Source organism: Streptomyces sp. NPDC042102 (assembly GCF_055582305.1).
The window spans coordinates 705,830-728,994 of sequence record NZ_JBVJDL010000001.1 but is presented as its reverse complement, the minus strand read 5'-3'; the positions used below and the strand labels follow the sequence as shown (position 1 = coordinate 728,994).

The window sequence follows — 23,165 nt, the reverse complement described above, 5'->3', positions numbered from 1 at the left end:
TGGATCAGAGAGCGAGGCGGCAGACGATGACCACCCAGGCGCCCGGACCCACGCTCACCGTCGACGAGCTGGCCTCCCGGGCGGGTGTCACCGTCCGTACCGTACGGTTCTACAGCACGCGCGGGCTTTTGCCCCCTCCCGTGATCGGACCGCGTCGGGTGGGCCGCTACGGGCCGGAGCACCTCTCGCGCCTGGCGCTGATCGAGGAGCTCCAGCACCAGGGCATGACGCTGTCGGCGATCGAGCGCTACCTGGAGGCGCTGCCGGACGATCTGAGCCCGCACGACCTGGCGATCCACCGGGCGATGGTGGCCGGCTGGGCGCCGGAGCCGGCGCAGGAGTTCGCGCGCGAGGAGCTGGAGAAGCGGGCGGGGCGGGCCCTGTCGGACTCCGACGTCGCGCGGCTGGCCGCGATGAACGTGCTGCGCGAGACCGGGGAGGGCTACCGGGTGGACCTGGCGCTGCTGCGGCTCGGGGTGGCCCTGCTGGACGTACCGATCGCGCGGGAGACGATCCTGGCGGCCCGTCAGGTGCTCACGGAGCACACCCGGTCGGCGGCGCACGAGCTGACGCGGCTGTTCCGGGACGAGGTGTGGGGGCCGTTCACCGAAGGAGAGGACGACCCCGAACGGGTGGAGTCGATGAAGGCGCTGTCCGCCCATATGCAGCCGATGGTGGTACAGGCGCTGGTGACCGCGTTCCAGCGGTCGCTGAAGGAGGAGCTGCGGGCGGCGTTCGTCTCCGGGGACGAGTCCGGGGAGTGAACGCCGCCCGTGGCGGGCCGCCATGACGTCACGTCAATCGGCCCACCGCGTAGCTCAGTCGGCGTACGTCTCGCCGCGCTCGGCCTTCGCCACCAGCGAGGCCGGCGGGGTGAAGCGCTCGCCGTAGGTGCCGGCGAGCTCGCGGGCGCGGGCGACGAAGCCGGGCAGGCCGCCCTCGTAGCCGTTGATGTACTGGATCACGCCGCCGGTCCAGGCCGGGAAGCCGATGCCCATGATGGAGCCGATGTTGGCGTCGGCGACCGAGGTGAGCACGCCCTCGTCGAAGCAGCGCACCGTGTCCAGCGCCTCGGCGAAGAGCATCCGCTCCTTCATGTCCTCGAACGGGATCTCGCTGCCGGGCTTGGTGAAGTGCTCGCGCAGCCCCGGCCACAGACCGGCGCGCTTGCCGGCCTCGTCGTACGCGTAGAAGCCGGCCCCGCCGCTGCGGCCGGGCCGCTCGAACTCGTCGACCATCCGGTCGATGACCCGGTCGGCCGGGTGCTCGCTCCAGGCGCGGCCCTCGGCCTCGACGGCCTTGCGGGTCTCGTTGCGGATCTTGCGGGGCAGGGTGAGCGTCAGCTCGTCCATCAGGGAGAGCACCTTCGCCGGGTAGCCCGCCTGCGCGGCGGCCTGCTCCACGGAGGCGGGCTCGATGCCCTCGCCGACCATCGCGACGCCCTCGTTGATGAACTGGCCGATCACCCGGGAGGTGAAGAAGCCCCGCGAGTCGTTGACCACGATGGGCGTCTTGTTGATCTGCCGGACCAGGTCGAAGGCGCGGGCGACGGCCTCGTCACCGGTGCGCGCACCCTTGATGATCTCCACCAGCGGCATCTTGTCGACGGGCGAGAAGAAGTGCAGCCCGATGAAGTCGGCCGGGCGCGCGACCCCTTCGGCCAGGCCGGTGATGGGCAGCGTGGAGGTGTTGGAGCACAGCAGGGCGTCGGGCGCGACGACGTCCTGGATCTCCTGGAACACCTTGTGCTTGAGGCCGGTGTCCTCGAACACCGCCTCGATGACGGCGTCGCAGCCCGCGAGGTCGGCGACGGCCGCGGTCGGGGTGATCCGGGCGAGCAGCGCGAAGCGCTCGGCCTCGGTGGTGCGCCCGCGCGCCACGGCCTTGTCGAGGATCCCCCGTGAGTACGCCTTGCCCTTCTCGGCGGCCTCCGGGGTGACGTCCTTGAGGACCACCTCGATCCCGGCGCGCGCGCACGAGTACGCGATGCCCGCGCCCATCATGCCGGCGCCCAGCACGGCGACCTTGGTGACCGGGCGCGGGGCGATGCCCTGCGGGCGGCTGCGGCCGGCGTTGACGGCCTGGAGGTCGAAGAAGAACGCCTGGATCATGTTCTTGGCGGTCTGGCCGGTGACCAGCTCGGTGAAGTAGCGGGCCTCGATGACCTGCGCGGTCTCGAAGTCCACCTGGGAGCCCTCGACGGCGCAGGCCAGGATGTTGCGCGGGGCCGGGTACGGGGCCCCGTTCAGCTGCTTCCTGAGGTTGGCCGGGAACGCCGGGAGGTTGGCGGCGAACTTCGGGTTCGACGGAGTGCCGCCCGGGATCCGGTAGCCGGGGACGTCCCAGGGCTGCTGCGACTGGGGGTGGGCGTCGATGAAGGCGCGCGCCTTGGCGAGCATCTCCTCGGGGGTGGCGGCCAGTTCGTGGACCAGGCCGGCGTCCAGGGCGCGCCGCGGGCTGTACTGGGTGCCCTGGAGCAGCACCTTGAGCAGGGCGTCGGCGATGCCCATCAGCCGCACGGTACGGGTGACACCGCCGCCGGCCGGGAGCAGGCCCAGGGTGACCTCGGGCAGGCCGATCTTGGAGCCGGGGGCGTCGAGGGCGACGCGGTGGTGGCAGGCCAGGGCGATCTCGTAACCGCCGCCGAGGGCCGCGCCGTTGATGGCGGCGACGACGGGGATGCCGAGGGTCTCGATGCGGCGCAGCGAGGACTTGATCGCCGTACCGGTCTCGAAGGCGAGCTGGGCGTCCTCGGGGCGGAGGCGGATCATCTCCTTGAGGTCGCCGCCCGCGAAGAAGGTCTTCTTGGCGGAGGTGACGACGATGCCGCGGATGGAGTCCTTCTCGGCCTCGGCGCGCTCCGCGACGGCCGCGATGGAGTCCTTGAACGCCTGGTTCATGGTGTTCGCGGACTGCTGGGGGTCGTCCAGGGTGAGGGTGACGACGCCGGTCTCGTCCTGCTCCCAGCGGATCGTGCTGGACTCGCTCATGTTCTCTACTTCCGTTGTCGGTGGCGTGTCGGTCGCGGGATCAGGACGGTTCACAGTCGCTCGACGACGGTGGCGATGCCCATGCCGCCGCCGATGCAGAGGGTGGCGAGGCCGTAGCGCTTGTCCTGGCGCTCCAGCTCGTCGATGAGCGTGCCGAGGATCATGGCGCCGGTGGCGCCCAGCGGGTGGCCGAGCGCGATGGCGCCGCCGTTGACGTTGACCTTGTCGAGGCTGACGCCCATGTCCTTGACGAAGCGGAGCACGACGCCGGCGAAGGCTTCGTTGATCTCGATCAGGTCGATGTCGTCGATGGTCAGCCCGGCCTTGGCGAGGGCCTTACGGGTGGCGGGGGTGGGGCCGGTGAGCATGATGGTGGGCTCGGAGCCGGAGACGGCGGCCGAGACGATCCGGGCGCGCGGCGCCAGACCGTTGCGGTCGCCCGCCTCGCGGGAGCCGATCGCGACGAGCGAGGCGCCGTCGACGATGCCGGAGGAGTTGCCGGCGTGGTGGACGTGGTCGATCCTCTCGACCCAGTGGTACTTCTGCAGCGCGACGGAGTCGAAGCCGCCGAGCTCGCCGATGTCCGCGAACGAGGCCTTGAGCTTGGCCAGGGAATCGGCGGTGGTGCCGGGCCGCATGTGCTCGTCGTGGTCGAGGACGACCAGGCCGTTGCGGTCGGTGACCGGGATGACGGACCGGGCGAACCGGCCCTCCTTCCAGGCGGTGGCGGCCCGCTCCTGGGAGAGGGCGGCGAACTCGTCCACGTCGCGCCGGGAGAATCCCTCGATGGTGGCGATGAGGTCGGCGCCGATGCCCTGCGGGACGAAGCTGTTGTTGAAGTTCGTCATCGGGTCGTTGAACCAGGCGCCGCCGTCCGAGGCCATCGGGACCCGGGACATCGACTCCACGCCACCGGCCAGGACCAGGTCCTCGAAGCCGGAGCGGACCTTGGCAGCGGCCAGGTTGACGGCCTCCAGACCGGAGCCGCAGAAGCGGTTCTCCTGGACGCCCGCCACGGTGTCCGGCAGCCCCGCGGAGATCGCCGCGGTCCGCGCGATGTCCGAGCCCTGGTCGCCCACGGGGCTGACCACGCCGAGGACGATGTCGTCGACGGTGGCCGGGTCCAGGCCGGGGTTGCGCTCGCGCAGCGCGTGGATGAGGCCCACCACCAGGTCGATCGGCTTGGTGCCGTGCAGGGATCCATTGGCCTTGCCGCGCCCGCGCGGGGTGCGGATCGCGTCGTACACGTACGCTTCGCTGCTCACTGGTCAAGCCTTTCGGGGAGGTCTGGGTCGGTGCGGAGGAGGGTCTCAGCCGAGCAGGGAACGGCCGATGATCTCCTTCATGATCTCGGTCGTCCCGCCGTAGATGGTCTGGATGCGGCCGTCGGTGAAGGCCCGTGCGACCCGGTACTCGGTCATGTAGCCGTAGCCGCCGTGCAGCTGGAGGCAGCGGTCCGCGACGCGTTTTTGCAGTTCGGTGGCCCACCACTTGGCCATCGAGGCGTGCACGTGGTCCAGCTCGCCGTTGGAGTGGTCCACGATGCAGCGGTCGAGGAAGGTGCGGGTGACGGCGCACTCGGTGGCCATCTCCGCGATCTCGAAGCGGATGTGCTGGAGCTTGGACAGGGGCCGGCCGAAGGCCTCGCGCTCCTTGACGTACCCGGTGGTGATCTCCAGCAGGTGCTCCGCGGCCGCGATGCCGGCCATGGCGATGCCCAGGCGCTCCTGGGCGAGGTTGGTCATCAGGTGCACGAACGCGCCGTTGAGTTCCCCGAGGAGGTTCTCCTTGGGCACGGTCACGTCGTGGAAGAACAGCTCGGCCGTGTCCTGCGCCTTCTGGCCGATCTTGTCGAGGTTGCGGCCGCGCTCGAAGCCGGCCGTGCCGCGCTCGACGACGAGCAGGGACAGGCCGTGGGCACCGCCCTCCGGGGTCGTCTTCGCCACGACGATCACCAGGTCGGCGAGTATGCCGTTGGAGATGAAGGTCTTGGAGCCGTTGAGCACCCAGTGGTCGCCGCGGTCCTCGGCGGAGGTCTTGATGCCCTGGAGGTCGGAGCCGGCGCCCGGCTCGGTCATCGCGATGGCCGAGATGATCTCGCCGCTGCAGAAGCCGGGCAGCCAGCGCCGCTTCTGCTCGTCTGTGGCCAGCGAGGTGAGATACGGGCCGATGATGTCGTTGTGCAGCCCGATGGCGAGCCCGGCGGCCCCGGCCCGGGTGAACTCCTCGGCGATGACGGCGGCGTAGCGGAAGTCGGGGTTGCCGCCGCCCCCGTACTCCTCCGGTACGGCCAGGCCCAGCAGGCCCTGCCGGCCGGCCGCGCGCCAGGCCTCGCGGCTGACGATGCCGTCCTTCTCCCACTGGTCGTAGTGCGGGAGCACCTCCTTGGCGAGGAAGGTACGGACGGTCTCGCGGAACGCGTCGTGGTCGGCATCGAAGATGCGGCGTTGCATCGGGTCCCCCTACAGCCAGTTCTTGACGGTCTCGACGAGCTTGGCCGGCTCCGGGCCGACCGGCGTGACGTTCAGCATGGTGACGCCCGCCTCGCGGAAGGCCTCGATGCGCTCGCGCACGTATCCTTCCGGCCCGCACAGCGTCATCAGCTCGCAGAACTCGTCCGGGACGGCGGCCGCGGCGTCGCGCTTGTGGCCTGCGAGGTAGAGCTCCTGGATCCGGCGGGCGGCGTCCCCGTAGCCGTAGGCGACGGCGAGGTCGTTGTAGAAGTTCTTGCCGACCGCACCCATGCCACCGACATACAGGGCGATCTGAGGACGCGCGAGGTCGCGTACGGCGGCCGCGTCCTCGCCGATGGCGAGCAGGCCGCCCGCCACGGTCCGGAGCGGGCCGAGCGCCGGGTCGCGCCGGGCGGCGCCCTCGGCGAGCGGCGCTCCCCAGACGTCCCGGGCCTTCTCGGGAAGGAAGAGGGTGGGCAGCCAGCCGTCGGCGATCTCGGCGGTCAGCGCCACGTTGGCCGGGCCGAGGGAGGCGATGTAGACGGGGATGGCGGGGCGCACGGGGCGGGTGAGGATCTTCAGCGGCTTGCCGTGCCGGCCGCCCCGCTCGGGCGGCAGCGGCATGTCGGTGATGCCGTGGTGGTCGATGGTCTCGCGGCGCCAGATCCGCCGGCACAGCTCGACGGTCTCGCGGGTGCGGCCGAGCGGCTTGTCGTACGGCTTCCCGTGCCAGCCCTCGACGACCTGCGGGCCGGAGGCCCCGAGTCCCAGCAGGGCCCGGCCGCCGGAGATCGCGTCGAGGCCGGCGGCGGTCTGGGCGACGAGGGCGGGGGTGCGGGAGTAGACGTTGAGGATGGCCGAGCCGATCTTCATCCGCTCGGTGCGGGCGGCCAGGTAGCCCATGATCGTCGGGGAGTCGAAGCCCCAGGCCTCGGCGACCCAGACGGCGTCGAGGCCGGCCGCCTCCAGCGCGGCCGCCTCGTCGGCGGCGCGGCGTGGATCGCCGGCGTAGTCGAGCAGCATGGACAGTTCCATCAGGCGTCGTCCTTCCCGGCGGCGTCCTGCGCGCCGCCGGCCGTGGCGGTCGGATCGATGGGAGCGGGGGCGCCGGGGTCCGGCACGGGGGCACCGGGGTCCGGCGCGGGGGCGCCGGGATCCGGCACGGGCCCGGCCAGGGCCGGTACGTCCCAGTCGCGGGCCACGGACGCCGTGTCCGCCCCCGGCAGGGCCGGGGCGGTGACGACCGTGGCCGGTGTCGCCGAGAAGCGCGGCGCGGGCGCGGGCTGGGTGATCCCGCCGGCCTCCGTGAAGGTGGACCGGGCGGCGAGGTGCGGGTGGTGCGGGGCCTCGCGCAGCGACAGCACGGGGGCCACACAGGCGTCGGAGCCCTCGAAGACGGCCGTCCACTCCTCGCGCGTACGGGATCTGAAGCGGGCGGCGACCACCTCGCGCAGCTCGCCCCAGCGCGCCAGGTCCTTGCGGGCCGGGGCCTCGTCCTTGATGCCGAGCAGCTCGGTGAAGGTGTCGTAGAACTGCTGCTCCAGCGCGCCGACCGCCATGTACCCGCCGTCGGCGGTCTCGTAGGTGCCGTAGAACGGGCAGCCGCCGTCGAGGAGGTTGGCCCCGCGCCGGTCCTGCCAGCCGCCGGCCGCCAGCATCCCGTGGATCATGGCGGTGAGGTGGGCGGTGCCGTCGACGATCGCGGCGTCGACGACCTGGCCGGTACCGGTGGTGCGGGCGTGCTGGAGGGCGGCGAGGACACCGATGACCAGGTACAGCGAGCCGCCGGCGTAGTCCCCGACGAGGTTGGCGGGGACGGCCGGGGGCTCGCCCGGTTCGCCGATCATGCCCAGGGCGCCGGTGACGGCGATGTACGCGATGTCGTGGCCGGCGGTGCGGGCCAGCGGGCCCTCCTGCCCCCAGCCGGTCATCCGGCCGTACACCAGCCGCGGGTTGCGGGCGTGGCATGCGGCCGGGCCGACGCCGAGCCGCTCGGCGACCCCGGGGCGGAAGCCCTCGATGAGGACGTCGGCGCGCTCGACCAGGTCCAGCACGCGGGCGGGGCCCTCGGCGGACTTCAGGTCGAGCAGCACGGAGCGCTTGTTGCGGTTGGTGACGTCGTAGGCGGGGTCGACCGCGAGGGCGCCACCGCCGGGCCGGTCCACGCGGACGACGTCCGCGCCGAGGTCGGCGAGCAGCATGGCGGCGAACGGTCCGGGGCCGATGCCCGCCAGTTCGACGACACGTACGCCCGCGAGCGGACCGTGCGGAGCGTTGCCTGTCTCTGCCATCGAGCCCCCAGCATCCCGGCGTCCATCCGCCGTCCGCGCGTATGACACAACTGATGTAACACCAGCGATGCTAGGAACGCGTTCCACGCAGCACAAGCCCCCGGGCCGGTCCGATTGAGCAAGCGCTTAGCCCAGGGGCATCGTGTCCGACACGTCTGCCCCGCCCGCACGGCTCACGAGGCGCCCGCTCGCTCGTCGAGCACCTTGACGTGGCGCTTGAGGGCCACCGTGCGGTAGCTCTCCTCCACCCACTCGCACAGCATCTGCGCGCTCGGCGCCCCCTTCTCCCCCAGCGGTACCGACACCCATCCCGAGCGGCCCAGCCCGTACCCGGTGGGTTCGGCACCCGGCGCGGTCATCGCGTGGCCGTGCAGCGCCTCGTCCTTGAGCTTGACCGACAGCCCGGGCGGGTTCGGCCCGTCCGTGTTGCCCAGGAAGACGAAGATCTTCTTGTTGACCTTGATCACGCAGTCCTCGGGTCCCCACGGGAACTCCTCGACCGCCTCCGGCAGCCCGAGCGCGAACGCGCGCACCTGCTCCCACTTGCGCACCGCAGCCTTCACCCAAGCCTCCTCACTCCCGCGGGCCCACCCGCTCGCACGAGCGGTCGCTCCTCACGCTAGCCTCAGCCACCGACATCGGCCCGGAGGAGCGAAGGTGACTGGACAGGTTCGCCACGTCGACGCACAACGCACGTATGACGTCGTGCTCTTCGGCGCGACGGGTTTCGCGGGGTCCCTGACCGCCGAGTACCTCGCGGCGAACGCCCCGGCCGGCTGCCGCTGGGCCCTCGCCGGCCGCGACACGGCCAAGCTGGAGCGACTGCGCGAGCGCCTGGCCGCCCTCGACCCGGCGTGCGCGAAGCTGCCGCTGCTGCGCGCGGACGCCTCCGACGCGGGCGCGCTGCGCGAGCTGGCCGCCGCCACCCGGGTGCTCGCCACGACCGTCGGCCCGTACGTCCTCTACGGGCAGGAACTCGTCGCGGCCTGCGCCGAGTCCGGCACCGACTACGTGGACCTGACCGGCGAGCCGGAGTTCGTGGACCGGGTGTTCGTCGAGCACGACGCACGGGCCCGGGAGACCGGCGCGCGGATCGTGCACGCCTGCGGCTTCGACTCCGTCCCGGCCGACCTCGGCGCGTACTTCACGGTGCGCCAGTTGCCCGAGGGCGTGCCGCTCACCGTCGACGGCTTCATGAGCGGCCACGGGCTCTTCTCCGGCGGAACGCTCGCCTCCGCGCTGACCGCGTTCAGCCGCGGCCCGCAGACCCTGGCCGCCGCGCGGCGGCGCCGGCTGCACGAGCCTCGACTGCTGGGCCGCCGGGCCCGGGGGCCGGTCGGGGCGCCCCGGTTCAGCCGTGAGACGGGCCGCTGGGCGCTGCCGCTGCCCACCCTGGATCCGCAGGTGGTGGCCCGTTCGGCGGCCGCCCTGGAGCGCTACGGCCCGGACTTCCGCTACCGGCACTACGCCTCCGTCAAGCACCTGCCGGTGGCGTTCGGCGCCGCCGCGGCCGTGGGCGCGGCCGCCGCCCTGGCCCAGATCCCGCCCGCGCGGCGCTGGCTGATGAACCGCTGGGAGCCGGGCTCCGGCCCGGACGCGGAACGCCGGGCGCGCAGCTGGTTCACGGTCCGCTTCGTGGGCGAGGGCGGCGGCCGGCGGGTCTTCACCGAGGTGTCGGGCGGCGACCCGGGGTACGGGGAGACGGCCAAGATGCTGGCCGAGTCGGCGCTGTGCCTCGCGTACGACGAACTCCCGGCCCGGGCCGGACAGCTGACCACAGCCGTGGCGATGGGCGACGCGCTGCTGGAGCGGCTCCGGCGGGCGGGGATCCGCTTCCGGGTGGCCGACGTCCGCTGACGGAACCGTCGCCCTACCGCGCCTCGCGCAGGGCCCGGCGGCACAGGGAGTCCGCGTGCCGGGTCGTCTCGGGTATCCGGAAGCGGGGGCTGAGGGCCAGGGCGTGCGCGCAGGCGTTGTCCAGGCCGATCCGGTGGCCCACGGAGACGTAGACGGGCTTGACCGCAGCCTGCGTGCGCAGGGCCCGCCCGACCTCGCTCCCGTCGGCGGCGCGCAGGGGCGTGGCTTCACCGCGGCCGGCGCCCGGTTCCTCGTACGTGAAGGTGAACGGGTTCTTGGCCACGCCCATGCTCGGCAGGCCGGTCACCACGCCGAGGTGGCAGGCCAGCCCGAAGCCGCGGGGGTGGGCGAGGCCGTAGCCGTCGCAGACGACGAGGCCGGGGGTGGCGGTCAGGGCGTCGAGGGCGGCCAGCACGGTGGGCAGTTCCCGGAAGGCCAGCAGCCCGGGGACGTAGGGGAAGCTGACGTGCCCCACGGCGGTGGCCTCCTCGACCACGTCGAGGGTCCGCCCGTCGAGGACGACGGCCGCCGCGGCGACGAGGTCGCGCTCGTCGTCGTAGGCGACGTCGACCCCGGCGATCAGCCCGCCGCCGGGTGGGGGCCCGGCCTCGGTGAGGATGACCCGGTCGCGCAGTTCGTCCTGTATCGCCCGGGCCTCGGCCTCGTCGGCGGGGGTCTTCACACTCGTCATGATGGTCCGAGAGTAGCCTGGCGATCATGTTCATCATGGAGTTGACCTACACCGCCCCCGTCGAAGCCGTGGAGGAGGAGATGGACGCGCATATCGCCTGGCTGGACGGCTACTACGCCTCGGGCGTCTTCCTGGCCTCGGGCCGCAAGGTCCCGCGCGACGGCGGCGTCATCCTGGCCCACGGCGTCTCGCGCGCGGAGGTCGAGCGGATCGCGGAGGAGGACCCGTTCACGGTGGCGGGCGTCTGCGCGTACCGCATCACGGAGTTCATCGCGACGAAGACCTCCTCCGACCTCGCCCCGGTCCGCGAAACCCTGGCCGCGTAGGGCCGCTCCGGCAGTTCGGGGGGGGCGGGTGGCAGCCCTGGCCGCGCTCCGGCGCTTCGGGGGGCGGGTGGCAGCCCCGGCCGCGCTCCGGCGGATCGGGAGGCGGGCAGCGGCTCCGGCCGTGCTCCGCCGGACCGGCCCTGGGGGGACGCCGTCCCGCACCCTCCCTCCCGCCCGCCGGGCGAACGAAGCCGTCCACGCACCGCCCCCGGCCGGGCCCGGGGCGGGTGGCCCGCCGAAAGGCGCCGGCCGACCCGGCCCGGCGTGAGCCGCCCCCGCCCCGGCCGGTCGGTGCCCGTCCATGCCCGGGCCCGGCCAGCCCTTGGCCGCCCCGGGGCGGGCGGCCCGTCGGCAGGTGCAGGCCGACCCGACCCAGGGTGAGCCGCCCCCGCCTTGGGCGATCGGTGCGCGTCCCCGCCCGGGCCCGGCCAGCCCCTGGCCGCCCCGGCGAAGGCGGACCATCAAAAGATGCCGGCCGACCCGGCACGGTGAGCCGCACCCGCCCCGGCCGGTCGGCACCCGTCCACGCCCGGGACCGGCCAACCCCTGGCCGCCCCGGGGCGGGCGGCCCGCCGGAACGTGCCGGCCGACCCGGCCCGGGGTGAGCCCCCGCCCCGGCCGGTCGGCGCCCGCCCCCTGCCGTTCGTTCGGGTGGGCGGCGGTCCATCGGCCGGGGGCGGCAGTCCGGGCCGCCCCGCCCGGACGGCGGACTGCCGAGAGCCACCGGCCTGTGCCCGCCACGGGCCGGGCCGGTCCCTGGGCCACGGACCCCGGACGAGGGGATCCGGGCCGGACGCCGGGCTGCGGACGCGGGTGTAGGGATCCGGGCTGGACCCCGGGCCGCGGACCTCGGGCGAGGGGATCCGGGCTGGACCCCGGGCCAACGAACCCCGGCCGAGAGGATCCGGGCCGGACCCCAGGCTGCGGACGCGGGTGTACGGATCCGGGCCGGGCTCCGGGCCACGGACCCCGGGCCGGGGGGCCGGGTCGTCAGGGGCTGGGACCCCGGGCACCGGGAGCCCCGGCCTCACCCCATGCCCGGTTCCAGCCTGCCCACCCGGCCCTTCTCGCCGGCCGCCCAGCAGCCCCCGTCCCGCCCGCACGCCACCGTGTCGAACGACCCGGTGTCGACCTGGCGCCACGTACGCCCCGCGTCCAGGGTCACGTCCGTCCCCGTCGGCCCCACCGCCAGCGCCACCGAGCGCAGGTACGGCATCCAGGTCACGCCCGACCGGTAGGCGGCCGGCGGCGTGGCCGAGGCCCGCCAGGTCGCCCCCGCGTCGGACGAGACGGCGGCCGCCCGCGGCGACGCCTCCCCGGTGCGGTAGTCCCCACCGACGGCCAGCCCGGCCGCGCGCGCCCCGCCTTCCCGGAACGCCAGCCCGAAGACCCCCTTCGCCGGATCACCGCCGGGCACGGTGGAGTCGGCCACCCGCCACGTCAGGCCCCGGTCCGACGAGTGCAGCACCCGGCCCGCCGCCCCGCCACCGGTCGCGAGCCAGACGTCCCGCGAGCCCGCGCTCACCAGACACTGACCGCTCGCTGCGAAGCCCGCCTCCCCTGGCAGGGCGGCCGGCATCCCCTCGGCCGGCAGCACCCGCCAGCTCCGCCCGCCGTCCTCCGTCGCGAGCATCCGGAACCTGCCGTCCACCGGGTCGCTCACCGCGAGCCCGTGCCGTGGGTCGAAGAAGGTCAGACAGTCGTAGAACGCCCGCGCGTCACCGTTCCTGAACGCCTCGCTCCACGTCGCGCCCCCGTCCTCCGTACGGAAGATCCGCGAGTCCTCGCCCTCCCCGATCGACAGGGCGACGGCCCGCCGCGCGTCGAACGCCTCGATGTCCCGCAGCTCCAGCCCGTCCGCCACGGCCGCCGGCGGCGACACGTTGCTCCAGCTGCGTCCCCCGTCGACCGTGCGCAGCACGGTCCCCTTGGACCCGGACACCCACGCCGTACTCCGGCTCACCGCCGCGAGCCCGCGGAAGCGGGCGTCGGCCCCCGTTGCCTTGAGCGCCCACCCGGCTCCGCGCAGGTCCCCGCGTAAGTCCTCGCGCACGCCGTGCACACCCTGTGCTCCGCTGCCCGCCGCCTGCGCGGGTGCGGCCAGCGCCCCGACCAGAAGTGCCGCGCACATGCCAACTCCCAGAAGTCTCATGGCGCGGGAAGCTAACGCACCGCGCGAATCTCCGTCCAGGGCGCCTTGCGCTCGCCGGGTGAGCGGAAATCAGCCGTACTCCGGACCTCCCGCCACCCCGTCCCGCCCCCGGAATCCCTCACCCACCCCCACTCCTGTGCGATCGCACCATCAAGAACCGGCCAATCGGTGATACAGCTCACGTACCCCTGGCATGCACGGATTCGCCGTTTTCCGCGTCTATCCGGGTGCCGGGCGCCCACCCCTTCCGCCCGCACCCGATCCGCAGCAAGGGAGCGAGCCTTGATCACTGTCATCGAGCAGGCCGTGCAGGCCCGTCTGGTCGCCACCGCACCGAAGGTCGAGATCGTTCCCGTCACCCTCTGCTACGACCGGGCGGACCCCTTCGCCATCCGCATGGCCTTCCCCGCCCCCGCGACCCTGGAGGGCATCGAGGTCTCCTGGACCTTCGCGCGGGAGCTGCTGGAAGCCGGCCTGGACCGCCCGACGGGCCACGGCGACGTCCGCGTCCGTCCGTACGGCGCCGGCCGCACGGTCGTGGAGTTCCACGCGCCGGAGGGCGTCGCGATCGTCCTCATGGAGTCGGCGGACCTGTACCACTTCCTGGAGCGCGCCGCGGCGATCGTCCCGCCGGGCACGGAACACCTGTTCCTCGACATGGACCACAGCCTGGCCGAGCTGATGCGCGACTCCTGCTGACGCGGCCACCAGAGCACCACCCGGCCCAGCCCTCCCCTCCCCGCACCACCCACCCCACCCACCCCGATAATTCGATTGCGGGCGGTACCACCCGCCCGTAGCTTCGAAGGCGACCCATCCCCCGCCGATCGGAGCAGGACGTTGCTCTTCTGAGGTCCGAGACACCCACCCGTACGCACAGGCGCCCCGTGCCTCCGCACCCCGCGCCGTGACTGCAGCCGCCATCCGGTGGCCGCTGCCGTACGCCGGTGTCTCCCCGCGTTGCACCGCACATCCACGCAACCTGGAGACCTCATGAGTCACACCCATGCCCCGGCGTCCATCGCCTGCTCCGCCCTCTCCTTCGACTGGCCCGACGGCACCCCCGTCCTCGACGGGCTCCAGCTCACCGTCGGCCCCGGTCGCACCGGCCTGATCGGCCTCAACGGATCGGGAAAGTCGACCCTGCTGAAGCTGATCGCGGGCGCGCTCACCCCGTCCGACGGTCACATCACCGTCGCCGGAACGGTCGGCCACCTCCCGCAGGACGTCACCCTCGACACCGCCCTCCGCGTGGACGACGCCCTCGGCATCGCCGCCACCCGGGCCGCCCTGCACGCCATCGAGGCGGGCGCGGCGACGGAGGAGAACTTCGCGGCCGTCGGCGACGACTGGGACGTCGAGGAGCGCGCCCTCGCCACGCTCGACCAGCTCGGCCTCGGCTCGATCGGGCTGGACCGCACCGTGGGCGACCTCTCGGGCGGCGAGTCGGTCCTGCTGCGCCTGGCCGCGCTGCTCCTGGCCCGCCCCGACGTCCTGCTGCTCGACGAACCCACCAACAACCTCGACCTGCGGGCCCGTAACCGCCTCTACGCGGCCGTCGAATCCTGGTCCGGGGTGATGGTCGTGGTCAGCCACGACCGGGAGCTGCTGGAACGGGTCGACCAGATCGCCGAGCTCCGCGAGGGCGAAGTGCGCTGGTACGGCGGGAACTTCAGCGCGTACGAGGAAATGGTCGCCGCCGAGCAGGAGGCGGCCGAGCGGATGGTCCGCGTGGCGGAGGCCGACGTACAGCGCCAGAAGCGTGAACTGGCCGACACGCACGTCAAGTTGGCCCGGCGCAAGCGGTACGGCCAGAAGAGCCAGGAGAACAAGCGCGTGCCTCCCATCGTGGCGGGCGCCCGCAAGCGCGCCGCGCAGGAGTCGGCCGGCAAGCTCCGTACCGCCCACACCGAGAAGCTCGTCCAGGCGCGCGAACGTCTCCATGAGGCGATCGAGTCCGTCCGGGACGACGCCGAGATCCGCATCGAGCTGCCCACCACCCTGGTGCCGCCGGGCCGCCGGGTGCTGACCCTGCGTGACGTGCGGCTCGCCCACGGGGCGACCGTCCGGGGTGAGTGGGACCTGCGCGGACCGGAGCGGATCGCGCTCGTGGGCCGCAACGGTTCGGGCAAGACGACGCTGCTGCGGACGATCGCGGGCCTGATCGAGCCGCGGGCCGGGGAGGCGGTCACGCACGTGCCGACCCGCTTCCTGCCACAGCGTCTCGACGTACTGGACGAGCGCCGGACGGTGGTGGAGAACGTGGCGTGGTTCGCCCCCGAGGCCACCAACAACCGGATCCGGGCGCGCCTGGCGCACTTCCTGTTCCGCGGCGGGCGGGCGGACCAGCCGGCCGGCAACCTGTCCGGCGGCGAGCGCTTCCGGGCGGCGCTGGCCGCGCTGCTGCTGGCGGAGCCGGCCCCGCAGCTGCTGATGCTGGACGAGCCGACGAACAATCTCGACCTGGCCAGCGTCCGGCAGCTGACCGACGCCCTGGAGTCGTACCAGGGGGCACTGATCGTGGCGAGCCACGACGTGCCGTTCCTCGAATCCCTGGGCATCACCCGCTGGCTGCTGCTCGACGGCGAGCTCCGCCCGACGACGGCGGAGCAGGTCCGCGCGGCGATGTGGGAGTAGGACGGCAGGCGCGTGATCACGCCTGCGGCACCCCTTCCCCCACCCGAAGCGGGTGCCGCAGGTCACCTCTCTGCTGCCCTCACCACACCCTCGAACTGCGGACATAACAGCACGTAACCGTCCACACCCACCCCTGGGACTTGGCTGACCTTCACGCCGCGCTTAACCTACGGTTTCGTAGGCTACGGAACCGTAGGTAATTCGCTTGTCCCCAGGAGCACCCGTGACGATCACTTCTCCCCACCTCGGCAGCTCGGAGGCGTGGACCGACGCCAAGCTGCTGTACGCGCTGGAAGAGGTCGTGGAGAAGGAGCTCAACCGCCATCTGAAGGTCACCAAGGACTGGATGCCCCACGAGTACGTCCCGTGGAGCGACGGGCGGAACTTCCCCGGCTTCTTCGAGGACGGTGAGGCCTGGGACCCGGAGCAGTCCAAGGTCACCGACATCGGCAAGATCGCGCTGGTCGTGAACCTGCTGACCGAGGACAACCTCCCCAGCTACCACCACGAGATCGCCACGCTCTTCGGCCGGAACGGCGCCTGGGGCACCTGGGTGCACCGCTGGACGGCCGAGGAGGGCCGCCACGGCATCGTGATGCGCGACTACCTGCTGGCCTCGCGCGCCGTGGACCCGGACAAGCTCGAAGTGTTCCGCATGCAGCACATGTCGGAGGGGTTCGAGTCCGACAACCGCCACTCCATGCTGCACTCGGTGGCGTACGTCGCCTTCCAGGAGCTCGCCACCCGCATCTCGCACCGCAACACCGGCCACCAGTCCGGTGACCCGGTCTGCGACCGGATGCTGGCGCGCATCGCGCAGGACGAGAACCTGCACATGATCTTCTACCGCAACCTGCTCGCGGCCGCCTTCGAGCTCGCTCCCGACCTGACGATGCAGGCGGTGCGGGACGTGGTCGTCAACTTCCGGATGCCCGGACACGGCATGCCCGGCTTCGAGCGGATGGCCGCGCAGATGGCGATCGGCGGGGTCTACAACCTGCGGATCCACCACGACGACGTGCTGAGCCCCGTGATCCGCTTCCTGAAGATCATGGACATCGACGGCCTGGGCCCCGAGGGGCAGAAGGCGCAGGACGAGCTCGGCCTGTTCATGAACGGCCTGGACTCCGAGGCCCGCAAGTTCGACGAGCGCCTGGCCGCCCGCGCCGCGCGCCTGGCCGCCCGCAAGGGCTGACCGCACGAGCTGACCGCACGAGCCCGGCCCGGAAGGCACCCACCGGGCCTCCCTCAGGGAGGCCCGTGCCGCCGGGCCGGAAGCGCGCGAACACCGCTCCCCGCTCAACCCCGGCGGCTGCCGCTCGGCCGCAGGGCGTTGCGCTCGCGCTCCGACAGACCGCCCCAGACGCCGAAGCGCTCGTCGTTGGCCAGCGCGTACTCCAGGCATCCGGCGCGGCCCTCGCACGCCCCGCACAGGCGCTTCGCGTCGTGCAGGGACGTGCCCGGTTCCGGGAAGAAGAAGTCGGGGCCGGTCTGGGCGCAGAGGGCGAGCTCGTGCCAAGCGGGAGCCGTCGTGTTCGTGTTGATCGACATGCGCCGATCCTTGTCGGGCCCGATGAGCGTCCGATCAACGACCGATCAACGCGCGTCAAGCCGACGTGCCGGAGCACGACCCCTCAGTCCTCGCGCTTGGCGCGGCTCGGCTGGACCCGCTTGGGTTCGCCCGGCATCTTCGGGTAGTCCGGCGGGTACGGCATGTCTCCCAGGCCGTGGTCATGTTCGTCGCGGTGGGACAGCTCCAGGACGGAGTCCAGGGTGAAGGCGTGCTCGTCCATGTCCGCGTGGAGGTCGCCGAGTTCGGCGTAGCGCGCGGGCATGGTGACGATGTCGAAGTCGCGGGGCTCGGCGGAGTCGATCTCCTCCCAGCGCAGCGGGGCGGAGACCGGGGCGTACGGGCGCGGGCGGACGGAGTAGGCGGAGGCGATGGTGCGGTCCCGGGCGGTCTGGTTGTAGTCGACGAAGATCCGCTCGCCGCGCTCCTCCTTCCACCAGGCGGTGGTGACCTTGCCGGGCATCCGGCGCTCCAGTTCCCGGCCCAGCGCGATCGCGCAGCGGCGGACCTCGGTGAAGGTCCAGCGCGGCTCGATCGGCACGAAGACGTGCAGGCCCCGGCCGCCGGAGGTCTTGGGCCAGCCGCGCAGGCCCAGCTCGTCCAGCAGGGCCCGCAGCTCGTGGGCGGCCGCCACCGCGTGGTGGTAGTCGGTGCCCGGCTGCGGGTCGAGGTCGATGCGCAGCTCGTCGGGACGGTCGGTGTCCGCACGGCGCACCGGCCAGGGGTGGAAGGTCAGACAGCCCAGGTTGGCGGCCCACAGCACGGCGGCCGGTTCGGTCGGGCAGATCTCGTCGGCCGTCCGCCCGCTGGGGAAGGCGATGTGGGCGGTGGGGATCCAGTCGGGCAGGTTCTTCGGGGCGCGCTTCTGGAAGAACGACTCGCCCTCCACCCCGTCGGGGTAGCGCTCCAGGGTGGTGGGGCGGTCCCGGAGGGCGCGCGTGATGCCGTCGGCCACGGCCAGGTAGTACGTGGCCACGTCCCGCTTGGTCAGCCCCCGCTCCGGGAAGTACACCTTGTCCGGATTGGACAGCCGGACCGTCCGTCCGCCCGCGTCCAGCTCGATCGCATTACCGGATGCACCCATGTGCGCCACGGTAGGCGGGCCGGGCGGGCCCCGCACACCGGGCGAGTCCGTCCGTACCACCGCAGAATCGAGGCATGGATCTGCCCGTGATGCCTCCCGTCAAGCCGATGCTCGCCAAGTCCGTGACCACGATCCCGCCGGGCATGCAGTACGAGGCCAAGTGGGACGGCTTCCGGGCCATCGTGCACCGCGACGGGGACGAGGTGGAGATCGGCAGCCGCACCGGCAAGACGCTGACCCGCTACTTCCCCGAGCTGGTGACGGCCCTGAAGGAGAACCTGCCCGGCCGCTGCGTCGTGGACGGCGAGATCGTGATCGTTCACGGCGGACGGCTGGACTTCGATCGCCTCACCGAGCGGATCCACCCGGCGGCGTCCCGCGTGAAGATGCTCGCGGAGACGACCCCCGCCAGCTTCGTGGCCTTCGATCTGCTCGCCCTCGGCGACGAGGCACTCCTCGACACCCCGCTCGCCGACCGCCGTACCGCGCTGTCACAGGCCCTGTCCATGGCCCGGCCCCCCGTTCATCTGGCGCCCGCGACCACCGACCCCGCCCTCGCGCGGGAGTGGTTCGAGCGATTCGAAGGCGCTGGGCTCGACGGGGTGGTCGCCAAACCCCTCGACCTGCCCTACCGGCCCGACGCACGCCTCATGTTCAAGATCAAGCACGAGCGTACGGCCGATGTCGTCGTCGCCGGCTACCGTTTCCACAAGAGCGGTCCGATTGTCGGATCGCTCCTCCTCGGCCTCCACGACGACCACGGCCGCCTCCAGCACGTCGGGGTCTGCGCCGCGTTCCCCATGAAACGCCGCGCCGAACTCGTCGGCGAACTGGAACCCCTGCTGATGCCGGACGGCGCGGCCGGCCATCCCTGGGCGGCCTGGACGGACGAGAGCGCACACGAGAGCGCCCGCCTGCCCGGCGCGCAGAGCCGCTGGACCGGCAAGAAGGACCTCTCCTGGGTCCCCCTGCGCCCCGAGCGCGTCTGCGAGGTGGCCTACGACCACATGGAGGGCGACCGGTTCCGCCACACGGCCCGGTTCCGCCGCTGGCGCCCGGACCGTACGCCGGCGGGCTGCACGTACGAACAGCTCGAAGAGGTCGTGAGCTACGACCTGAACGAAGTGCTCGGCACGGACGGGACGTAGCCCGGGGTCGAGACGGTCACGGAGTACGTCGACGGGCCGGTGGCCGGCCTCAGTGCGGCTTGCGCCACACGGAGATGTGCTTCGCGGAGGCCTGGGTGAACGGAGCCCCGTCCCAGTCCGCGACGCGACGTTCCAGCTCGAGCCCGGCGATCCGTGCCATCAGGTCGAGCTCGGCCGGCCAGGCGTACCGGTGCATGGAGTTGTCGCGGCGGTAGCTGCCGTCGTCGCCGTCGCGGGTGAAGTGGTGCGAGACGAGGATCTGCTCGACGAGGTCGAAGGTGTCGAAGCCGACATGCTGTTCGGAGACGTCGAACGGCACCGCGACCTGGCCGGGCGGCAGGAACCGCAGCGGCGGCACGCCCAGCTCGATGACGAATCGGCCGCCGGGCGCGAGATGACGTGCGGCGTTGCGGAAGCACTCGACCTGCTCGTCCTGCGTGAGCAGGTTCGTGATGGTGTTGTAGACGAGATAGACCAGGGTGAACTCGCCGGGAACGACGGTGGTGGCCATGTCACCGATGACGACCGGGAGCGTGTCCTCGTCGCTCTTGCGCCGCAGCACCGCTGCCATGTGCTCGGACAGTTCGATGCCCACGACCGGCACGCCGCGCTCCCGGAGCGGTACGCCCACGCGTCCGGTTCCGATGGCGAACTCCAGTGCCCGGCCGTCTCCGGCGAGCTCGGCGAGGAAGGCGAGGGTCGGTCCGAGAACGGCGGCCGAGGACGTCTCGGCCTCCTCGGCGTCGTAGCGTTCGGCGGTCGCACGGGTCCACAGCTCACTGCTCGTCACGAACGGCAACTTTGCCGGACACCGAGGGGCGCTGTCGAAGCATTTGCACGGCTTCGGGGTACCGGCGGCTCACAGGCCGGTGATCTTTTCCCAGGTGGCGCGGTCCGGTCCGGCCGCGTTCGGGACGTAGTCCGGGCGGGCCGCCAGCCACCGCGCGACCCGGGCGCGGACCTCGGGGTCGGTGTAGGCGCGTTCGGGCGACTCGGCGAGGTGCCGGACCCTGGCCCGCACCCGCATCACCTCGGGGTCGTCCAGCGCGCAGTCGAAGAGGGCGGCGGCCTCGCGGGCCGCGCCGGTGCGTCCGGCCCGGGCGGCGTAGCGTTCGCCGATGGCCGCGTCGGCGGTCACCTGGAAGTCGAACCACGGCTTGAGGGTGCGCACCGCCCAGGCGTGGTAGCCGGCCGCGAAGTCCGCCGAGCCGGTGTCCCGGTCCGCCGTACGGGCGATGCGCAGTGCGGCCCAGAGGGCGAGCGAGGCGCCCTGGCCCAGGGTCGGATTGGTGTGCGTGATCGCGTCGCCGACGGGCACGAACCCGGCGACGACCGGGCCCCGGTCGTCCACCAGGGCGCTCCACCGGTTGTCCAGGCCGGCCTGGGCGAGCACCTCGGACAGCGGCTCGGCCCCCAGGTCCAGCCAGGCCGCGCCGGGCGCGAACGTGCGGGCGGCGGCCTCGAAGACCGCCGGGTCGCGCAGGGCCGAGCGGCTGGGGTCGTCGGTGTGGACGAACAGCGTCACCGCGAAGACCCGGTTGTCGGCGGGGAAGGCGGCGCAGCCGGCGAACGTGCCGCCGCTCACGCTCCAGGGCCGGCGCGGCCCCTCGTCGACGCCCTCGGGCAGCCGGTACCAGCGGCAGAAGTACGCGAGTCCGGTCCGGTGGCGCTCGACGACACCGGGGCGGCAGCCGGCCGCGACCAGCCACCGCTCGGCGGCCCCGCGCCGCCCGCCCGCGTCCACGACCAGATCGCCCGCGTGGACGGCCCCTTCACCCGTACGGACGCCCGTCACCCGGACCACCGGGCCGGGTTCGGTCGTCACGCCGGTCACCGGTTCCCCGTACCGGCTGACCACGCCCGGCTCCCGGCGCAGCGCACCGGCCAGCGCGCTCTCCAGCACGATCCGCCGCGCCTGGAGCATCACCAGGTCCTCGTCGCCCTCCCGGGCCGGCGGCCGCTCGTCGAACCAGTCCAGTTCGTGCCGCTCCCGCGCCCCGAGCCGGAGCATCTCGGCGTACACGTCGGGCAGTTCGTCGCGCAGCACCCGGCGGGCCGCGCCCAGCAGGACGTGCGGCTGCATCGCCTGCGGTACGGCCGGCCGGCGCCACCCGAAGAAGTCCCGGTCGAGGGCGGCGCCGGGGGCCCGGGTGTCCCGCTCGAACAGCTCGACGGTATGCCCGTGCCGGGCGGTGAGCAGCGCGGTGGCCAGTCCGCCGACCCCGCCGCCGATGACCAGCACATGTGCCATTGCGTCCCCCTGACCTGAGCGAGCGAGCAAGCGAGCAAGCAAGCCGTACGACGATCACATCGCCCGTAGCCTGCACTGCCCCGCCCCGGCCGAAACCCGTCCGCCCCGCCCCACCCCCGACTAGACCCCGTCGCCCGCGGCCCGCCGGGCCGCGACCGCCCCGCGGGTCTCCTCGGCGATCAGGTCCGCGTTGAGTGCGGCCGCCGCCCGGGCACCCGACGCCGCCGCGCCGACGACGTGTCCCGTCGGGTCGGCCACGTTCCCCGCCACCCATACGCCGGGCAGCGCCGTGGCGCCGCTGCCGTCGGCCTGCGCGGTCAGCCCCAGGCTCGCCAGGATCCCGGTGCGGGGCCGGGGTTCCGGGGCCACGACCAGCGCGGCGCACGGCAGTACCGCCCCGCCGTCCAGGACCACCCCCGTCAGCCGGTCGTCGTCGACCACCAGGCCGGCCGCCCGGCCCTCGGTCACCTCGATCCCGCGGGCGGCCAGTTCCTCGTACGCCTCCTCCCCGAACACCCGGCCCTGGGCGATCAGCGTGATCCGCGGGCTCCACTGCCGCCACAGCTGGGCCTGCGCCACCGCGTGCGGCCCGCCGGCCAGCACCGCGAGCGGCTCGTCCCGTACCTCCCAGCCGTGGCAGTACGGGCAGTGCAGCACGTCCCGCCCCCACCGGGCGGCCAGGCCCGGTACGTCGGGCAGCCCGTCCACCAGCCCCGTCGCGACCAGCAGCCGCGCGGCGCGGACCGCGCGGCCGTCGTCGCACCGCACGAGGAAGCCGCCGTCGGGCAGCCGGTCGGCGGCCAGCGCCGTCCCCGCCAGCATCCGCACCCCGTACGCGGCCGCCTCCGCGCGGCCCCGCGCCAGCAGCCCGGCCGGGCTCGCGCCGTCGTGGCCGAGGTAGCCGTGCACCCGGGCCGCCGGGGCGTTGCGCGGCCGGCCCGCGTCGATCACCAGGACCGAGCGGCGCGCCCGGCCCAGGGTCAGGGCCGCGCTCAGGCCGGCCGCGCCCCCGCCCACCACCACGATCTCGTACTCCTGCGTCTGCACGTCCATACCGGCGAGGGTGCGGCCGGGCGGGCTGCCACGGCAAACCGTGGTGCCGAAGCGGCAAATGGGATCATGGAGGAGGAAGGCAGGACAACGCTCCCGCGCGTGCGCTCCGAACGGAAGGACTCCCATGACCACCGATTCCCCGCACCCCGACCGCGAGCGCCCCGAGCGGGCCGTTCCGCAGCCCAACGCGGTCGTCGGCGTCGGCCTGATCGTGCTCGGCCCGGGCGGCCGGGTGCTGCTCGGCCAGGCTCACGACGGCCGCTGGGAACTGCCCGGCGGCAAGGTCGACCCCGGCGAGGGCTTCGAGACGGCTGCGGCCCGGGAGCTCCTGGAGGAGACCGGTCTGCGCGTGGCGGCGGACGCCGTCGGCATCCTCGGCGTACAGATCGACTCGGCGTCGCAGGTGACCCGGTTGACGGCGGCGGCCCTCGCGCACGGCGCCGAGGGCACCGCGCGGGTCACCGAACCGCACAAGATCGCCCGCTGGGAGTGGTTCGCCCCGGCCGACATCCCGTCGGTGCTGTACGCACCGTCGGCCGGCGTCCTGCGTACCTGGCGCCCGGATCTGCCCCAGCTCCCGCCCGTACCCGCGTACGCCTATCCGGCCGCGGCCCCCGCGCGCTGACCGCCGCCGCCGGTCCCGCGACCATCGCCACGACGGG

The 23,165-nt window shown here is 73.3% G+C and carries 21 protein-coding genes; 8 read left to right on the top strand and 13 right to left on the bottom strand.

Annotation, left to right across the window (positions count from 1 at the left end; all coding sequences use genetic code 11):
- The first annotated feature begins 26 nt into the window (after positions 1 to 26).
- Positions 27 to 764: a MerR family transcriptional regulator gene (locus ACZ6KO_RS03005; protein WP_469299196.1), complete on the top strand. Its 738-nt coding sequence runs from the start codon at positions 27 to 29 to the stop codon at positions 762 to 764.
- 54 nt (positions 765 to 818) lie between these two features.
- Here ACZ6KO_RS03005 and ACZ6KO_RS03000 read toward each other — a convergent pair whose 3' ends face one another.
- From ACZ6KO_RS03000 to ACZ6KO_RS02975, 6 genes are all read right to left on the bottom strand, one after another.
- The gene (locus tag ACZ6KO_RS03000; protein WP_469299193.1) at positions 819 to 2,990 is read right to left on the bottom strand and encodes a 3-hydroxyacyl-CoA dehydrogenase NAD-binding domain-containing protein; all 2,172 of its coding nucleotides are present in this window, start codon (positions 2,988 to 2,990) and stop codon (positions 819 to 821) included.
- Positions 2,991 to 3,040: 50 nt separating this feature from the next.
- Complete coding sequence (locus ACZ6KO_RS02995; protein WP_469299191.1) at positions 3,041 to 4,255, bottom strand: acetyl-CoA C-acetyltransferase; 1,215 nt, start codon at positions 4,253 to 4,255, stop codon at positions 3,041 to 3,043.
- Positions 4,256 to 4,300: 45 nt separating this feature from the next.
- A complete protein-coding gene (locus ACZ6KO_RS02990) occupies positions 4,301 to 5,443 on the bottom strand; it encodes an acyl-CoA dehydrogenase family protein (RefSeq protein ID WP_469299188.1) in 1,143 nt (380 codons plus the stop codon).
- Positions 5,444 to 5,452: 9 nt separating this feature from the next.
- Positions 5,453 to 6,478, bottom strand: coding sequence for an LLM class F420-dependent oxidoreductase (locus tag ACZ6KO_RS02985; protein WP_469299186.1), 1,026 nt, complete (start codon positions 6,476 to 6,478; stop codon positions 5,453 to 5,455).
- Complete coding sequence (locus tag ACZ6KO_RS02980) at positions 6,478 to 7,734, bottom strand: CaiB/BaiF CoA transferase family protein (protein ID WP_469299184.1); 1,257 nt, start codon at positions 7,732 to 7,734, stop codon at positions 6,478 to 6,480. Before ACZ6KO_RS02980 ends, ACZ6KO_RS02985 begins: the two co-directional genes overlap by 1 nt.
- Positions 7,735 to 7,907: 173 nt before the next feature.
- Positions 7,908 to 8,297 (bottom strand): MmcQ/YjbR family DNA-binding protein, encoded by a 390-nt coding sequence (locus tag ACZ6KO_RS02975; RefSeq protein ID WP_469299182.1) that lies wholly within the window; start codon positions 8,295 to 8,297, stop codon positions 7,908 to 7,910.
- A gap of 94 nt (positions 8,298 to 8,391) precedes the next feature.
- Here ACZ6KO_RS02975 and ACZ6KO_RS02970 point away from each other — a divergent pair, with 94 nt between their 5' ends.
- Entirely contained in the window at positions 8,392 to 9,591 is a 1,200-nt protein-coding gene (locus ACZ6KO_RS02970) for a saccharopine dehydrogenase family protein (RefSeq protein ID WP_469299180.1), read from the top strand.
- A gap of 13 nt (positions 9,592 to 9,604) precedes the next feature.
- Here ACZ6KO_RS02970 and ACZ6KO_RS02965 read toward each other — a convergent pair whose 3' ends face one another.
- Positions 9,605 to 10,282, bottom strand: a complete 678-nt coding sequence (locus ACZ6KO_RS02965) for an endonuclease V (RefSeq protein WP_469299178.1) — start codon at positions 10,280 to 10,282, stop codon at positions 9,605 to 9,607.
- Positions 10,283 to 10,308: 26 nt separating this feature from the next.
- On the opposite strand from ACZ6KO_RS02965, the gene ACZ6KO_RS02960 reads away from it, so the two are divergent.
- Complete coding sequence (locus ACZ6KO_RS02960) at positions 10,309 to 10,608, top strand: YciI family protein (RefSeq protein WP_469299176.1); 300 nt, start codon at positions 10,309 to 10,311, stop codon at positions 10,606 to 10,608.
- A 1,027-nt stretch (positions 10,609 to 11,635) separates the two neighbouring features.
- Here ACZ6KO_RS02960 and ACZ6KO_RS02955 read toward each other — a convergent pair.
- On the bottom strand, positions 11,636 to 12,739 hold the full coding sequence (locus ACZ6KO_RS02955) for a WD40/YVTN/BNR-like repeat-containing protein (protein ID WP_469299174.1): 1,104 nt from the start codon (positions 12,737 to 12,739) through the stop codon (positions 11,636 to 11,638).
- A gap of 303 nt (positions 12,740 to 13,042) precedes the next feature.
- Here ACZ6KO_RS02955 and ssgD point away from each other — a divergent pair, with 303 nt between their 5' ends.
- The 3 genes from ssgD (at position 13,043) to ACZ6KO_RS02940 (ending at position 16,592) form a co-directional block, all read left to right on the top strand.
- Positions 13,043 to 13,459 (top strand): spore wall synthesis regulator SsgD, encoded by a 417-nt coding sequence (ssgD, locus tag ACZ6KO_RS02950; protein ID WP_469299172.1) that lies wholly within the window; start codon positions 13,043 to 13,045, stop codon positions 13,457 to 13,459.
- A gap of 294 nt (positions 13,460 to 13,753) precedes the next feature.
- Positions 13,754 to 15,397 carry an ABC-F family ATP-binding cassette domain-containing protein gene (locus tag ACZ6KO_RS02945; protein WP_469299170.1) on the top strand — a complete coding sequence of 548 codons (1,644 nt, stop codon included), beginning with the start codon at positions 13,754 to 13,756 and terminating at the stop codon, positions 15,395 to 15,397.
- A 223-nt stretch (positions 15,398 to 15,620) separates the two neighbouring features.
- Positions 15,621 to 16,592, top strand: a complete 972-nt coding sequence (locus tag ACZ6KO_RS02940; protein WP_469299169.1) for an acyl-ACP desaturase — start codon at positions 15,621 to 15,623, stop codon at positions 16,590 to 16,592.
- Positions 16,593 to 16,696: 104 nt separating this feature from the next.
- Here the strand turns inward: ACZ6KO_RS02940 and ACZ6KO_RS02935 are convergent, their stop codons facing one another.
- Together ACZ6KO_RS02935 and ligD are read right to left on the bottom strand one after the other, a co-directional pair.
- On the bottom strand, positions 16,697 to 16,948 hold the full coding sequence (locus tag ACZ6KO_RS02935) for a WhiB family transcriptional regulator (protein WP_401450126.1): 252 nt from the start codon (positions 16,946 to 16,948) through the stop codon (positions 16,697 to 16,699).
- A gap of 83 nt (positions 16,949 to 17,031) precedes the next feature.
- Positions 17,032 to 18,051, bottom strand: coding sequence for a non-homologous end-joining DNA ligase (gene ligD, locus ACZ6KO_RS02930; protein WP_469299165.1), 1,020 nt, complete (start codon positions 18,049 to 18,051; stop codon positions 17,032 to 17,034).
- A gap of 74 nt (positions 18,052 to 18,125) precedes the next feature.
- Between ligD and ACZ6KO_RS02925 the strand changes: the two genes are divergently transcribed.
- Complete coding sequence (locus ACZ6KO_RS02925) at positions 18,126 to 19,199, top strand: ATP-dependent DNA ligase (protein ID WP_469299161.1); 1,074 nt, start codon at positions 18,126 to 18,128, stop codon at positions 19,197 to 19,199.
- A gap of 49 nt (positions 19,200 to 19,248) precedes the next feature.
- Here the strand turns inward: ACZ6KO_RS02925 and ACZ6KO_RS02920 are convergent, their stop codons facing one another.
- The 3 genes from ACZ6KO_RS02920 to ACZ6KO_RS02910 all read right to left on the bottom strand — a co-directional run bounded on the left by ACZ6KO_RS02920 (position 19,249) and on the right by ACZ6KO_RS02910 (position 22,503).
- Positions 19,249 to 19,989, bottom strand: coding sequence for a class I SAM-dependent DNA methyltransferase (locus ACZ6KO_RS02920; protein ID WP_469299159.1), 741 nt, complete (start codon positions 19,987 to 19,989; stop codon positions 19,249 to 19,251).
- 69 nt (positions 19,990 to 20,058) lie between these two features.
- Positions 20,059 to 21,450, bottom strand: coding sequence for an NAD(P)/FAD-dependent oxidoreductase (locus tag ACZ6KO_RS02915; protein ID WP_469299157.1), 1,392 nt, complete (start codon positions 21,448 to 21,450; stop codon positions 20,059 to 20,061).
- Positions 21,451 to 21,570: 120 nt separating this feature from the next.
- Positions 21,571 to 22,503 carry an NAD(P)/FAD-dependent oxidoreductase gene (locus ACZ6KO_RS02910; protein WP_469299155.1) on the bottom strand — a complete coding sequence of 311 codons (933 nt, stop codon included), beginning with the start codon at positions 22,501 to 22,503 and terminating at the stop codon, positions 21,571 to 21,573.
- 124 nt (positions 22,504 to 22,627) lie between these two features.
- Between ACZ6KO_RS02910 and ACZ6KO_RS02905 the strand changes: the two genes are divergently transcribed.
- Positions 22,628 to 23,128: a nucleotide triphosphate diphosphatase NUDT15 gene (locus ACZ6KO_RS02905; protein ID WP_469299152.1), complete on the top strand. Its 501-nt coding sequence runs from the start codon at positions 22,628 to 22,630 to the stop codon at positions 23,126 to 23,128.
- Positions 23,129 to 23,165 lie beyond the last annotated feature (37 nt).